15 protein-coding genes are annotated in these 14,636 nt (G+C 45.7%); 5 read left to right on the top strand and 10 right to left on the bottom strand.

Translation table 11 applies throughout. From position 1 onward, the window contains the following. Positions 1 to 11: 11 nt before the first annotated feature. A complete protein-coding gene (locus ON006_RS16790) occupies positions 12 to 2,429 on the top strand; it encodes a PAS domain-containing sensor histidine kinase (RefSeq protein WP_267609884.1) in 2,418 nt (805 codons plus the stop codon). A gap of 6 nt (positions 2,430 to 2,435) precedes the next feature. Here ON006_RS16790 and ON006_RS16785 read toward each other — a convergent pair whose 3' ends face one another. Beyond that, the gene (locus ON006_RS16785; RefSeq protein ID WP_244822765.1) at positions 2,436 to 3,311 is read right to left on the bottom strand and encodes a DMT family transporter; all 876 of its coding nucleotides are present in this window, start codon (positions 3,309 to 3,311) and stop codon (positions 2,436 to 2,438) included. Between the two features lie 48 nt (positions 3,312 to 3,359). On the opposite strand from ON006_RS16785, the gene ON006_RS16780 reads away from it, so the two are divergent. Continuing rightward, positions 3,360 to 3,707, top strand: coding sequence for a DUF1801 domain-containing protein (locus ON006_RS16780; protein ID WP_244822766.1), 348 nt, complete (start codon positions 3,360 to 3,362; stop codon positions 3,705 to 3,707). A 9-nt stretch (positions 3,708 to 3,716) separates the two neighbouring features. Here ON006_RS16780 and namA read toward each other — a convergent pair whose 3' ends face one another. Genes namA through ON006_RS16765 form a run of 3 tightly spaced genes read right to left on the bottom strand, consistent with a single transcriptional unit; the run spans position 3,717 to position 7,261 of the window. Then, positions 3,717 to 4,790, bottom strand: a complete 1,074-nt coding sequence (namA, locus tag ON006_RS16775; RefSeq protein ID WP_244822767.1) for an NADPH dehydrogenase NamA — start codon at positions 4,788 to 4,790, stop codon at positions 3,717 to 3,719. A gap of 12 nt (positions 4,791 to 4,802) precedes the next feature. Further along, on the bottom strand, positions 4,803 to 5,015 hold the full coding sequence (locus ON006_RS16770) for a YwbE family protein (RefSeq protein ID WP_244822768.1): 213 nt from the start codon (positions 5,013 to 5,015) through the stop codon (positions 4,803 to 4,805). An 8-nt stretch (positions 5,016 to 5,023) separates the two neighbouring features. Further along, a complete protein-coding gene (locus tag ON006_RS16765; protein WP_244822769.1) occupies positions 5,024 to 7,261 on the bottom strand; it encodes an FUSC family protein in 2,238 nt (745 codons plus the stop codon). A 156-nt stretch (positions 7,262 to 7,417) separates the two neighbouring features. Here ON006_RS16765 and ON006_RS16760 point away from each other — a divergent pair, with 156 nt between their 5' ends. Together ON006_RS16760 and ON006_RS16755 are read left to right on the top strand one after the other, a co-directional pair. Then, a complete protein-coding gene (locus tag ON006_RS16760) occupies positions 7,418 to 8,002 on the top strand; it encodes an HPP family protein (protein WP_244823202.1) in 585 nt (194 codons plus the stop codon). Between the two features lie 36 nt (positions 8,003 to 8,038). Further along, positions 8,039 to 8,596: a GNAT family N-acetyltransferase gene (locus tag ON006_RS16755; RefSeq protein WP_244822770.1), complete on the top strand. Its 558-nt coding sequence runs from the start codon at positions 8,039 to 8,041 to the stop codon at positions 8,594 to 8,596. A gap of 67 nt (positions 8,597 to 8,663) precedes the next feature. Here the strand turns inward: ON006_RS16755 and ON006_RS16750 are convergent, their stop codons facing one another. The 5 genes from ON006_RS16750 to ON006_RS16730 form a co-directional block, all read right to left on the bottom strand. Beyond that, positions 8,664 to 9,188, bottom strand: coding sequence for a ferritin (locus ON006_RS16750; protein WP_244822771.1), 525 nt, complete (start codon positions 9,186 to 9,188; stop codon positions 8,664 to 8,666). Positions 9,189 to 9,300: 112 nt separating this feature from the next. Continuing rightward, the gene (locus tag ON006_RS16745; protein ID WP_244822772.1) at positions 9,301 to 9,648 is read right to left on the bottom strand and encodes a hypothetical protein; all 348 of its coding nucleotides are present in this window, start codon (positions 9,646 to 9,648) and stop codon (positions 9,301 to 9,303) included. A 114-nt stretch (positions 9,649 to 9,762) separates the two neighbouring features. Next, positions 9,763 to 10,074, bottom strand: coding sequence for a HigA family addiction module antitoxin (locus tag ON006_RS16740; protein ID WP_244822773.1), 312 nt, complete (start codon positions 10,072 to 10,074; stop codon positions 9,763 to 9,765). A gap of 5 nt (positions 10,075 to 10,079) precedes the next feature. After that, complete coding sequence (locus tag ON006_RS16735) at positions 10,080 to 10,358, bottom strand: type II toxin-antitoxin system RelE/ParE family toxin (RefSeq protein ID WP_244822774.1); 279 nt, start codon at positions 10,356 to 10,358, stop codon at positions 10,080 to 10,082. A gap of 34 nt (positions 10,359 to 10,392) precedes the next feature. Then, positions 10,393 to 12,066, bottom strand: coding sequence for a glutamine--tRNA ligase/YqeY domain fusion protein (locus ON006_RS16730; RefSeq protein WP_244822775.1), 1,674 nt, complete (start codon positions 12,064 to 12,066; stop codon positions 10,393 to 10,395). A 106-nt stretch (positions 12,067 to 12,172) separates the two neighbouring features. On the opposite strand from ON006_RS16730, the gene truA reads away from it, so the two are divergent. Beyond that, positions 12,173 to 12,925 (top strand): tRNA pseudouridine(38-40) synthase TruA, encoded by a 753-nt coding sequence (gene truA, locus ON006_RS16725; protein WP_244822776.1) that lies wholly within the window; start codon positions 12,173 to 12,175, stop codon positions 12,923 to 12,925. A gap of 16 nt (positions 12,926 to 12,941) precedes the next feature. Here truA and ON006_RS16720 read toward each other — a convergent pair whose 3' ends face one another. Next, positions 12,942 to 14,531: an aldehyde dehydrogenase (NADP(+)) gene (locus ON006_RS16720; protein ID WP_244822777.1), complete on the bottom strand. Its 1,590-nt coding sequence runs from the start codon at positions 14,529 to 14,531 to the stop codon at positions 12,942 to 12,944. Positions 14,532 to 14,636 lie beyond the last annotated feature (105 nt).

The raw sequence follows: 14,636 nt of genomic DNA, 5'->3' as shown, positions 1-14,636 counted from the left end.
TCTTATTTTTGTTGTATCATCTTCGAGACGGAAACCAGGTGAGCAATTCTGAAAAGCTGGACCAGCATGTCAAGCAACAATCTGCAACGACGGCCAGGACCTTAGCACAGGCCAACGACAGCGAAAGCAAGTTCAGGAACACAATGAGGCAGGCCCCGGTAGGTATAGCTATCCTGCGGGGCACTGATTTTATTGTGGAAATGGCCAACGATTCCTACCTGAATATTGTGGATAGAAAGGAGGAAGAGATGGTGGGAAAATCTCTTTTTGTTTCGCTACCGGAAGTGAGAGGAGCAGTGGAGCCGATTATGAGGGAGGTGATGAGAAGTGGTGAGCCTTTTCACGGCTACGAGTTTGAAGTGACCATCAGCCGTTTTGGACAGCCTCAGCAATGTTATTTCAATTTTGTATATCAGCCCCTTTTTGAAGAGACAGACGAAGTGCTCGGCATTATCGTCGTAGCGACCGAAGTAACCCAGCAAGTGGTTTCCAAGCAGGCTTTACAGCGCAGCGAGAACCAGTTTCGGAATCTTGTCACACAATCTCAGTTTGCAAAAGCAATTTTTAAGGGAGAAGACTTTATCATCAGCATTGCCAATGAAAGTATGCTGAAAATATGGCGTCGCAACCTTGATGAAGTAGTAGGGCGAAAGCTTTTCGAGGTATTTCCTGAGCTGAAAGAACAGAGATTCTCCATGTTGCTGAGAGATGTGTTTGAACGCGGCACGCTACACAGGGAAAATGAGGCGGTGGCGTACGTGGACGGCCCTGGTGGGCTGAGAAAACACTATCTTGATTTTCAGTATGCCCCTATGTTTGAGGTCGATGGCCAGGTATCGGGAATTATGGTTTCGGCGAACGATGTGACGGACAAAGTGAAATTGCGCCAGCAGATCACCGAAGCTGCCGACAGGCTATCGTTGGCTACGGACGGTACGAAACTTGCAACATGGGACCTTAACATTCAGACCGGGCATATCATTTATTCGGGCAGGCTTGCGGCTATTTTTGGTTACGATGAGTCCAAAATACTGAGCCATCTCGAACTCAGGGAACATATCCACCCTGACGACAGAGTTTCCATTGTTGAAAAAGCGTTCACGGTTGCGCTGGAAACGGGTACTTATTACTACGAAGCCAGGATCATTCATCCCGATCAAAGCGTTCACTGGATCAGGACGCAGGGCAAGGTACTGTACAAGGACGGGCATGTTCCTCACCGGATGCTGGGTACGATGATGGATATTACCGACCGGAAGGAAGCTGAGCTGGCGTTGAAAACCAGTGAGGGGAAATTCAGGACACTGGCCGATTCGATGCCGCAGTTTGTCTGGACGGGCGATACGGAGGGTAATCTCAATTATTTCAACAAATCTGTTTACGATTATACTGGCTTTACGGCGGAAAGGATTACGGCAAGCGGTTGGCTGCAGTTTATACATCCGGATGATCTTCATGAGAACATCCGGCGATGGCTCCACGCGATCCGTGATGGCGTAGATTTTGTCATCGAACATCGTTTCCGACGGGCTGATGGCGAATATCGCTGGCAGCTGAGCAGGGCGATACCGCAAAGAAACCCGGACGGTACCATTCAAATGTGGGTAGGGACGAGTACCGATATTCATGATAGTAAAATATTCATTGATCAGCTGGAATCGCAGGTTCAGCTTCGGACGAAGGAGCTTACTATTTCAAACAATGAACTGGTAAAGACTAATATGGAGCTCGCCCAGTTCGCTTACGTGGCCAGTCATGATTTGCAGGAGCCGCTGCGAAAGATCCAGACTTTTGCCACGCGTATCCTGGAAACCGAGCTCGGTAACCTTTCAGAAAGAGGCAAGGATTATTTCAAAAGAATGCAATCCTCATCGACCAGAATGCAGCAGCTGATCGTTGATCTGTTGGCATTTTCACGTGCTAATGCTGTTGAAAAACATTACGAAAGCATCGATCTGAATGTGGTTTTGCAAAATGTGAAAGAGCAGCTCAGTGACCTGATCCATCAGAAGAATGCATTGATCATCAGCGAAGAATTACCGGTTATCAATGTCATTGTGTACCAGTTTGAGCAGCTGTTCATGAACCTGATCGCGAATGCATTGAAATTCACGAAACCGGATACACAGCCGGTTATTAACATTCGTACCGGCTTTATTGCTGGCCAAATGATCCCGCTGGTTGAAGCAGACCATAACCTGACGTATCAGTTCGTATCGTTTTCTGACAATGGCATTGGTTTTGATCCGCAGTTTAAAGACCGGATTTTTCAGGTATTTCAGCGACTGCATAACCGCAGTACTTACGAAGGAACCGGCATAGGGCTGGCTATTTGTAAAAAGATCGTTGAAAACCATAAAGGTCTGATCGACGCGGTGGGCAAGCCTTATATCGGCGCTACATTTATTATTTATCTGCCGGTTGAATAAACCAGTTCACGCATTCTTCGGGTCGGCGCCCGCGCGTTTGGTTTGGTAAGTAATACCGATTCCCGCTAGAATGATGAGTCCTCCCAGGATCATTTGCAATGTGATTTTTTCTCCGATAAAAGCCCAGGCGAACAGTCCGGTAACGACTGCCTGGCTCAACAAACTGAGCGAGACCCGTTTTGCATCCATTTTCTTGACGGCATAACTAATTGTAAGCCAGCCCAGCAGCTGGCATATGAGCCCTTGTATTATAAAAACACTCCAAATCGTCGGCTGAAAATTCCAGAGCGGTTCACCCATAAAAACGCAGATCGCTAACAGGTACAAGCTTGAAACCGCCATACTGACCACCATGAAACTAATGATGTCGATCCGGTTCAGTACCGTTTTGCTGATCAGCATGTAAGATGCATAAAGTACCCCTGACAAAATGGCGAGCAAAAACCCTTTGTCGAACCGCATTTCGGTAAATGCATCCAGCCCGATGAGCACAACCATTCCCGTTAATGCTACCAGTGTTCCCAACCAGAAACGCAGCTTAGGTTTGTCAGGCAAAAAGAAGAATGTGCCGACACCGACCCAGACCGGTGAGAGGTTGGTCAGTAATGTGGCTTGTGTTGCATTGGAATAATGAATCGAGACATTCCAAACCGCAATGTCGGTAGCGAAAATGATACCGCATATGAAAATCGGAAACCACAATGCTTTGGCTGGTACTGTGAATTTTTTAGTGATTAATAAATAAGGGAGAAGAAAAAACAGGCCGAAAAACATCCTGTAAAATGCCGAAGTGATTCCTGAAACCGGCGCCCATTTTACCAAAACAGGAAAAATGCTGATGCTAATGATTCCAATAATCAGGGCAATGCGGGGATTTGGCATAAATCAGATAAATTCAGGGCAAATATAGGGAAACGCCAAAGCTATCATATGAAAGAGATCGACCAGTTTTTCATGAACAAGCCCGAACCGGCCAGAAGTTGTATGAGCGCATTGCGGCATCTTATTCTGAAATTTGATATGAGCGTTGCCGAAATATGGAGGTATTCAATGCCTTTTTACACTTTCGAAGGCAAGCGGTTTTGCTACATATGGGTCGAAAAGAAGACGGGAAGGCCATATATTGGAATCGTGGACGGGAAACTCATTGAGCATCCGTTTCTGATCGCTGAGAAACGGACGCGCATGAAGATCATACCGATAGATCCGGCCGAGGACCTGCCATTGGAGTTGATATATGAAATATTCCAGCAGGCGATTAACGCTGTCAAGCGCTAGTCGCGTTACTTACAATGCAGGTTTGGCACGATCATACTGGATCGGCCACACGATATCCTCGCCTAGTTGGTGCGCTGCATGAAGAGGGAAATAGGGATCACGGAGCATTTCGCGTGCCATAATGATCAGGTCAGCCTCTCCGTTTTTAAGAATATCTTCTGCTTGCTGAGAGGTAGTGATCAGTCCAACCGTGCCGGTTAATGATCCGGTTTCCTTTTTAATTTTTGCCGAAAATGGAACTTGATAAGACGGCCCGATCGGAATTTTGGCATAAGAAACCAACCCCCCCGAAGACACGTCAATGAGCGCAACGTCCTTGGTTTGGAGTATTTCAGCAAGCCGGACAGACTGCTCAGCATCCCAGCCGTTTTCGGCCCAGTCAGTCGCAGATATCCTCACGAAAAGTGGCAGGTCTGCGGGCCACACGGAATGAATGGCATCTATGATTTCCAGTAAGAGCCGGATACGGTTTTCAAAGCTCCCTCCATAGTCATCGATACGCTCATTGCTGAGCGGTGATAAAAACTGGTGAACCAGGTAACCATGGGCAGCATGGACTTCAATAACCTTAAAACCAGCCTGCAATGCCCTTACCGCCGCGAGTTTGAAATCTTCGATAACTTTGCGAATGCCTTCCAGATCGAGTGCCGACGGTACGTCATCCTTTTCCGAAAACGCAATAGCCGAAGCGCTGACCGCTTTCCAGCCGCCTTCTTCTGCCGGAACATGTCCGCGACCTTTCCAGGCGGGGTAGGTACTGGCTTTACGCCCGGCATGTGCCAGCTGGACACCTGCAACTGCGCCCTGCGCGGATATGAAGTCAGTGATCTGTTTCAGCTTTTCAATGTGTTCGTCCTTCCATATACCCAGGTCCTGTGGGGATATCCTTCCTTCGGGAGATACTGCGGTGGCTTCGGTGATCAGCAATCCTGCGCCGCCGACGGCCCGACTTCCCAGATGGACCAGATGCCAATCGTTGGCAAACCCGTCAACGGACGAATATTGGCACATAGGAGAGACGACCAGCCTGTTTTTCAGGGTGATACTTTTTAATGTAAACGGCGTGAACAATTGGGAGGCCATTGATAATGTTGTTTAAGAATTGGTTTCTTTGATGACTTTAACGCGGCCAACTTCGCCGTTTTGGAGCCTTACTTTGATGCCGTGCGTATGTTTCGGGGCGCTGGTAAGAATATCTTTGACAATACCGTGGGTGAGTGTGCCGCTGCGCTGGTCTTTTTTCAAAACAATGGCGACCGAAAGCCCTGGTGTAATATTCTTCCTTTCCGTGCCGGATAATATAGTCATGAGGTACTTTAAATTTTTACTGCTTTTATTTTTTGTAAAATTTTGATCTCATCAATGGTAATGGTGCTGATGAGCTCAAAAAGGCCATTGATCGTTTTCAGGTCGGAAAGCATTTTCCTTGCCGGGGACTGGTCTGCTTTTTCGATTCCCATTTCTTTGATCTCTTTTTTTCTCTTGATCAACAACTCAATGAGGCGTTGGTTTTGTGGCAAGGATTCACGGGTAATTTCAAAACTGTTACCTGTTTTTCCCTCGATAACATCGGTTGCAGCCACTAGCTGCCTGTCTATCTGCCGGATCATCATCTCAAATTCTACTGAAAACTGAGAATATTCAAGTCCCTGCGCATAAGTCGAAAGCGAAGCAATGTAGGAGGTCAGCATATGGCTCGTAGCTACAAACTGATGATATTCCTCCATATTCAGCTGCTGGCGTTTCGGTTCCGACAGCATTTTCTGAAAGTTGTCGGACAGGTTGGCCATTGCAATGATCGCATCTTTACGCAATAGTTTCAATTGGTTAATGTCCAGGTCTTTACCAGTGAATTTCGCAGCTACAATATCGAAATATCTGCGGTTTGCATTCAATGCGTCCTTAATGTACTGATTGATCTGAGTATGTTCCCACACCGGTAGTACATAGGAAGAGATCAGGTACGCAATCACCGATCCGATGACCGTGTCCGTGACCCTATCCTGTAAAACCGCGGTAATGTGCTGCGGGTTCAGAAAATTGAAGGAAAGGATCACATATAAGGTGATCGATGTGGACGCAACGAAGTAATTGGTTTTTAAAAAACTATAAGCCAGGATCATTGCCAGCATCATCAGGATAAACAGCACAGTGTTATCATTGATTAGGTAGAGGAAAAGAAAACCGGTGACTACGCCGAGAATCGTTCCTCCGATCCTGTGCAGGTTGCGCTGCTTGGTAATGCTGAATGCGGGTTTCAGGATCACAGCAATGGTCAGAAGGATCCAGTAGCCGTGACCAAGCTCAAAAAACAGCGAGGCAATGTAACCGACCAGCAGCCCGATCGTGACACGCACCGCATGCCGGAAATGACTGGATTTCAGCGACAGGTTGTCGAGCAGGATTCGTGGGTGGTATTCCTGTTTGGGGATAAAGTTTTCAGTTTCAACCGTCAGTGTGTAGCCTTTGCTGACATCGGCATCGTAAGAAGTCGCACGATGCAGCTTTTTGACACGCTCGGTCACGTCCTGCAAACTATTGAGTATCTGACGCAGCATGATAAAATCTTCCATATTGTCATGCGTCATTTTGTATTCCCGCATCCTTTCAAACGCCTGCTGGCATTTGTTAAAAGCCTCGTCCAGATCATGTTTCGGCGTGGAAGGGAAGCCACTTTGAACAGCCAGTCCGATCTGCTGGATTTCTGCCGCCAGCCAGGTAATGTAAGTTCCAAAAAGCCTTAAAACCTTGGTATGGTCAAATGCGCGGTGCAGGTTCGTGTAGTTCTGCTGAGAATTCAGGATTCTTTCAAAAAGATCAATGCTGTCCAGGAACATCAGCATCAGCACGCGGCTTTTGTTGGTGGATTCCGAGACAATTTCCCGTGTTTTGAAAAGGATTTCACGGAGATTTTCATGATTTTCCCGCAATATGACCTGCTGATGGATCATGCGGTTGAACAGCTCATCATAGTCAGGATTGGCGAAATAGTAGCCTGCCTTGATAGACAACAGCTTACCCAGTTCAGCGAAATTTTCACCCAAAAGCTGCTGGATGAGCTTATAGGGCAGCAGCTTTTCCAGCACCATGAAAAGTATAAAGTACCAGATCCCGCCGGTCGCAAATATGGCTGCGGTGCGCAATACCATGTCGCCACTAAGGTGATCATCGATATTAAAAACAAAAACCAGTAGCGAAATAAGGCCAATGCTGTTCACACGGTTACCATAAACGCCTGCCAGGGAAAAGAACATCCCGAAGACAATGATCTCAATGAAAATGACGAAATGGATATGCCGGAGATAGCCGGTAATGCAGGCGACAACGAAGCATGTGGCGATAGCAATAAGAAGGGAATTTCGACGCCTGTGGTACGGGCCGGGATTATCGGTGCCGCCGATCAGTAGTGTGCCTAGTGGAAATGCTATGAACTCACTCAGGACACCAAAACGTTGAAAAATAAGGCTGGGAATGACAGCTCCCAGGGTTAATCTGACACCGGTTGATAGATAATGACTGGAAATAAATTTCTTAAACTCGTCGAGGTAATTCATGAAAAGAAATCAACGGTAGCTGTTACAATACTACTATTTTAATTTTACAAGCTGCAAAAGCCGTACCAATTTTTGCCATAATTTAGTGGCATATATGAACGTTGGGAATCGGGATACAGTTCTGTTTAAAAGTTGTTGCCCGTTAAGTGAAATTAAATATTGAAAAAGCATATTAAACGAAATGCGCGGTTAATGCGCTATGTGATTTATAAAGAGACTCTTATCGATTTTCGGGATCATTTCTGGACATTTGTAGGCTCATTTCTTGGAATTGGTCTCATTGGTTTTCTGAATGAAAAAAGTTTTACGGATTCCGACAACCTGTTTTTGATCGGATCGTTCGGCGCATCGTCGGTATTGATATACGGCATTGTAAACAGCCCGCTTGCGCAACCTCGAAACCTGATTGGCGGCCACGTGATATGCGCACTGGTAGGCGTAACGATCCACAAGATCGTTCCTGATCAGGTCTGGCTTTCTTCCGCTTTTGCCGTTTCACTATCCATTGTTTTCATGCAGGTTACCAAGACGCTGCACCCCCCAGGCGGCGCCACAGCATTGATAGCCAACATTGGATCAGAAAAAATAAGAGGCCTGGGGTATATGTATGTGCTGAGTCCTGTCTTAACCGGTGTTTTGATTTTATTGACAGTCGCGGTCGTTATTAACAAATGGGCTGCTCACCGGAGATATCCCGCCAATAAAAACTGGTATAAAATCTGGGACCGGAAATACCGATAAACATATTTGCTAATGCTTTAAATATAGCCACAACGCATGCTGATTCTGAACTTTGATCCCTTTCCAGCTTTTGAGACAGAACGCCTCCGCTTTCATTCACTATCCATGGAGCATGCCGAAAAATTGTATCACCTCAGGGGCAATGTGCTTGCTATGAAGTACATTGGAAAGCCCGTGTTGAGGTCGGAGGCAGAAGCGATTGAACTGATTGATGCCTATAACAGAAATTTACGCGAACGTACCGGCATTACCTGGGGGATCTCGTTTAAGGATGCGCCTGGATTGATCGGGACGATCGGTTACCATAAAACGGACCCGCTCAATTACAGGGGTGAGATAGGGTACATGATCCATCCCGATCATTGGTTCAAAGGAATCATGAGCGAGGCTTTGAAGAAAGTGCTGGATTATGGTTTCAATGAGATAGGCTTTCACAGCATTGAGGCAAAGATAAATCCCGAAAACAACCAGTCGCGGAACATCCTATTGAAACACAACTTTGTCAAGGAAGCCTATTTTAAAGAGAGTTTTTTTGAAAATGGAACATTCCACGATACAGAGGTGTATTCGCTGATTGCCAATCCGGTCCACTGATATGTATAAATGAGAAAGAGCTGCCTGATCGTTCAGGCAGCTCTTTCTCATTTATATCACTTATCTCTTATTCGTCAGAACCGATTTTGCCGATGGCCTTATCGATCAGGTACAATCCTGATCCCGCTTCGCCGATCACATCAAAAAGCTCGATAGCGCGACGTGCGTTGTCTTCTTCTTCTGTCTGCTCGCTTACAAACCACTGGAGGAAGTTTTCAGTTGCGTAATCTTCTTCCTTGCGGCTTTGCGTAACAATGCGGTTAATGGATTGTGTAACAGCGATTTCGCTTTGAAGTGCAGTTTCGAAAACACTTCTCAAAGAAGCAAATTCTTGCTTAACAGCTGGAACTTCCGGAGAAACTGCGGTACCTCCAACGAACATCAGGTAATTGAAAATCTTCACCATATGTTCTCTTTCTTCACCCGATTGTTTCATGAAATATTTGGCGCTATTTCTGAAACCGTTACGGTCACACCAGGAGGCCATTGCTAAATATTTGGCCGAAGCTTCCGCTTCCATTTTAACCTGGTTGTTCAAAAGTATTTCTATTTCCTCTTTGAGGGAAGTCCGTTGTCTTAATAAATCTCTCATGGTTTTTACTTGCTCTAATTTGTGATAACGAGTACAAAGATCATGCGAAACTTCATCAATCCAAACAGAATCTGAAATTTGGAATTGGTCTAATATGATCTGAATGAGCTATTTAGACTAATTCTGATTCCTTGAAAAGAAGTTGGTGTAAAAGAGAGTTGAGCTCGATCGAGAAATGAGTTCCGTTTACGAGTTCTCTTAGTTGAATGAGCTCGCAAAGCGTAAGCTTATGATAGATATTCACCTGAGGCGCCTCAACGAATTCATAGTCAGACTCATCGGAGAGGTCAAAAATTTTGCTGCGGATATCGATGCTGTTGATAAACCGGCGGAAATTCAGAAAATCCTGAATTCTAAAAGTGGCCTGCATCTCACCAAAATGAAGAATAATTCTTGAAGTTAAATCACACTGAACGCTAAAACCTTTAACGGTACGGAACAACTCATTTGGGGTATTCACTGACAGCAATATATTTGAATCGTGGAAATTGTTACACAAAGATAGATTCAAACTTTTTTCCAAACAAGTTTATTTGTAAGCAATCTAATTAAATGGGGGTTGCCCATCAGTTTTTTATGCTGATTGTAAATTACGGCCTTTGTTGAAGTGCCTGATACGAGATCGGTCGACGTTTTTTTCAGCGTGCCATAACTCGTAATTCCTTTGCAGGTTAATCCAAAATTGAGACGTGTTTCCAAAGGCTTCCGACAATTTTACCGCAAGCTCCGGAGTGATTCTCGCTTGTTCATTTACAACAGCCGACAATGTACTCCTGCTAATACCTAATCCTACGGCAACTTCGGTAATTGTCAACCCACGTTCCAGTATGTATTCTTCTTTTAAAATTTCACCCGGATGTACCGGCGGCAGGTTTCTCTTTATCATAATGATCAATGATAATCTATGTAATCGACATCGTAAACATCTCCATCTTGGAAGCGAAATATAATCCAGAAATTTGGCGAAATTTTCACAGACCAAAACTGTTCCAAATCTCCGGATAATTTATGTATTCCTGAACCCATTTGCTTTACGTCGTCCACCGATGACAAAGCTTCCAATTGATCCAAAATCCTCGTAATTTTCCTCAAATACGATGGCGGCAATTTCGAACCATTACCTTCTTCATAAAAGTAAAGCAGCCCTTTGTGCCGGATGGATATGATCATGAAGAGATAGTGTGTGAAAAATCTAAAATAGCTTCTAATTCCCGCCAGCTTTTGCCCAGTTATCTCTTAAAGTTACGGTTCTGTTGAATACAAGCTTATCCGAGCTGCTATCAGGGTCTTTTGCGAAATAACCTTTGCGCAGGAACTGGAACGATTCGCCTTCGTTGGCTTCCTGCAATGCAGGTTCCGCGTAGCCGGTGATCACATCCAATGAATTGGGATTGATATAATCTTTGAAATCCCCTTCCTCGGACGATACATCTTCCACGGAGAAAAGGCGGTCGTACAATCTCACTTCCACTTTCAGGGCGTGCGAGGCCGAAACCCAGTGCAATGTTCCCTTCACATGAATGCCGGTAGTATCTTGCCCACTTTTGCTGTTTTCAATGTAAGTACAGCGAACTTCGGTGATTTCGCCGTTTTCGTCTTTCACAAAATCATCACATTGAATGATGTAAGCACCTTTCAATCGCACCATTTTACCTGGCGCCAGCCTGAAATATTTCTTGGTCGGCACCTCCATAAAATCCTCTTTTTCAATATACAATTCTCTTGTAAATGGAATCTCACGAACACCGGTAGCAATGTCTTCGGGATTGTTTTCGCTGTGACACATCTCGGTCACTCCTTCCGGGAAGTTCGTAATAACTACCTTCAATGGATCCAGTACGACCATTCTTCTCAGTGCCTTTCTGTTCAGATCCTCACGGACACAGAATTCCAGCAGACCAACGTCGATCATATTTTCACGACGCGCCACGCCAATCCTGTCACAGAAATCACGGATGCTTTCGGGCGTGTAGCCTCTTCTCCTCAAACCACTGATCGTCGGCATTCTCGGATCGTCCCAGCCATTCACATGATTCTCCTGAACCAGTTGCAGCAGTTTTCTTTTGCTGGTCACCGTGTAATTAAGATTGCGGCGGGCAAATTCATACTGGTGTGACGGATATATTTCAAGTGTCGCAATGATCCAGTCGTAGAGTTCGCGATGCGGCGCAAATTCCAATGTGCAAATGGAGTGGGTCACCGTTTCAATGGAGTCGCTTTGTCCGTGCGCGAAGTCGTACATCGGGTAAATGCACCATTTGTTGCCGGTACGGTGGTGATGCGCGTGCTTGATCCGGTAAAGGATGGGGTCGCGCATCAGCATATTGATATGCGCCATGTCAATTTTGGCGCGAAGTGTGCGGCTTCCATCCGGAAATGCACCACTTTTCATTTGTTCAAAAAGTGCAAGATTTTCTTCAACCGTGCGACTACGGAAGGGACTGTCTTTGCCTGGTTCGGTAGGAGTGCCTTTCAATGCGGCGATTTCTTCTGATGTAGAGTCATCCACATAAGCTAAGCCTTTGGAAATAAGTTGAATGGCGAAATCGTAGAGCGTATCGAAGTAGTCGGAAGCATACAGTTCGTGTTCCCATTCGAAACCCATCCAACGAATGTCGTTTTTAATGCTTTCTACATATTCAGTATCCTCGGTAACCGGGTTAGTATCGTCAAAACGCAGATTGGTATAGCCCGGAAACTTCTTGGTCAGACCGAAATTCAGGCAAATGCTTGACGCATGCCCAATATGCAGGTAACCATTTGGCTCAGGTGGAAAGCGCGTAATGATTTGAGTATATTTTCCTGATTGCAAATCTGCTTCCACGATCTCCTCAATAAAATTCAGGCTTTTCTCTTCTTTTTTCTCTTCCGTAATCATACTAAAATGAAATTTTCCAATCTTCAAAGTTAACTTTCTTCGGCACAAATTCCGCAATCCCGACCCTGAAATCGCAAATCTGTCTGGTTTCCGTTATTTTTGCAGGATGCGCTATTTTCTGGAATTCAGTTACAAAGGGACGGCCTACAATGGCTGGCAAAAACAAAACAATGCTCTGGGCGTTCAGCAGGTGCTGGAAGAAGCATTGGCCAAGGTGCTCAGAGTGCCTATTGAACTGACTGGCAGCAGCAGGACCGACACCGGCGTACATGCAGAACAACAATTCGCGCATTTTGATTTACAAGACGGGATTCAGGATTATGAATTGCTGATTTACAAACTAAATGGGCTGATTCCAAGGGATATCGCTGTCAGGAACATTATCCCGGTTCCGGACGATGTTAACTCTCGGTTTGCGGCAACTCATCGCAAATACGAATATCGGATCACCAAAAGAAAGAGCCCTTTTTTGATCGATACGGCTTTTTTGTTACGGGCCAAACTGGACATTACCGCCATGAATGAGGCAGCGGCTTTATTGTTAAAGTACAATGACTTCGAAAGTTTCAGTAAGATCCATACCCAGGTTAATAACTTCCGTTGCACCATTACCGAGGCGGTTTGGAAAGACTCGGAAGATCTGCTGGTTTTTCACATTCAGGCTAATCGTTTCCTGCGGGGAATGGTCCGGGCACTAGTAGGTACATTGCTGGACGTAGGAAAAGGAAAAAAAACAATCACAGATTTCGAGCAGATCATTTTATCAAAAAACAGAAAAGTAGCAGGCGTACAAGCTCCGGCGGAAGGTCTTTTTCTCGTAAAAGTCGGTTATCCTGAGTCGCTGATCAGTCCTGTTTAATTTTAGACTAGATAGTTTAAATAGGACGGGCCGTGGTTTCATTATTCACCAAACGGAGAATGTTCAAAGGATTTGCATTTTTCAGTGCATCCGGCAATAAAGAGTCTGGCCAACCCTGGTAAGCCCGGGGACGGACAAATCTCAATATAGAATGCCGACCGACTGAGGTAAAACGGGCATCAGCAGTGGCAGGAAATGGCCCGCCGTGATGCATGGAGGGGCACACTTCCACCCCGGTAGGTACTCCGTTCATAATAAACCTTCCCGATATCTTGCCCAGATGCTGAACAATGGCAGGGTAGGAGCCCACTTCATTTTCTACTGCCATAAGCGATGACGTGAGCTGGCCTTTTAGCTGAGAAACCGCTTCGAGAAGCTCGGCAGTATCCTTGCAAACAATGAGCAAAGAAAATGGCCCGAATACTTCTTCGTGCAATTTTGGGTTTGCAATAAAATCCTTCCCGGAAACGCGTCCGATGGAAGGTTGTGCCTGATTTTCTCCCGCCGATATATTTTCTGAAACTGCCAGCTGAGTCACATTATCCTGGGCAAAAGCGTGGTCTCTCAGTTTGTAGTAATTTTTGCATATACCAGCCGTCAGCATGGTCGAAGAGGCAGTGTTTAATATTTCTGTTTGATACGAAGCTTCGAAAAGATCCAAGCCTTCCGTTTCAGTCACAAACACTAAGCCAGGATTGGTACAAAATTGCCCCGCTCCCAGGCTAACAGACCCAGCCAATGTTTTCCCAAATTCGGCAGCATGGCTTTTGAGATATTCCGGCAAAATAACGATCGGATTGACACTGCCCATTTCCGCAAAGACTGAAATAGGTTCTTCACGCTCCTGAGCCAATTTATAAAGAGCCATTCCGCCTTTGAATGAGCCGGTAAACCCAACCGCCTTGGCCGCTGGATGCTTCACCAATGCTGTGCCTACTTCAAAACCATCATCATAAAGCATTGAAAATACACCCTCGGGCATACCTGTGCGTTGCGCAGCCTTCACGACCGCCTGCGCAGTAAGGTCACTCACGCCCGGATGTGCCGCGTGCGCTTTGACGATAAGCGGATTCCCGGCCGCAAGCGCAGGCCCTGAATCCACTCCGGCGACTGAATATGCAAACGGAAAATTGCTCGAACCAAAAACGATGACCGGGCCAATCGGCACCAGCATTTTTCTAATGTCCGGCTTTGGAACCGGGGTACGATCAGGTAACGCAGTATCAATGGTGGCGTCCACCCATGAACCTTCCCGAAGGAGGTCGGCAAACTGGGTCAGCTGGTTAATTGTTCGTGCTCTTTCGCCTTGTAGCCTGGCAATCGGCAGGCCAGTTTCGAGGGTGGCCCGTTCCAATAATTCGTCGCCTAATGCGAGAATCTCTTCGGTAATGGCTATCAAGAAATCGGCGCGTTTGGAAGCAGGAACAAGTGCATATTCACCAGAGGCTTTTTCGGCAAGCTCCATTGTTTTTTCAACTTCCTGTAAAGTAGCCGCATGGAATTTCTCCGGTAGAAATGAATCCGTTATCGGAACGTATGATTGAAAAATACGTTGGTTTTGGGCTGAAAGAGAATAGCCTATGTAGTTTTTACCTTGAATAGCCATGATGAAAGTGAATGTTGAAAATGGAGCATATACCCTTTAAAAACAAAAGTTTGTGCTAATCCATCGACGGGCACAAACTTATAATGTTTAAAATATGAATTCTTA

Source organism: Dyadobacter pollutisoli (assembly GCF_026625565.1).
Taxonomy (GTDB): Bacteria; Bacteroidota; Bacteroidia; order Cytophagales; family Spirosomataceae; genus Dyadobacter; species Dyadobacter pollutisoli.
This window is presented reverse-complemented; position numbering and strand designations above follow the sequence as displayed.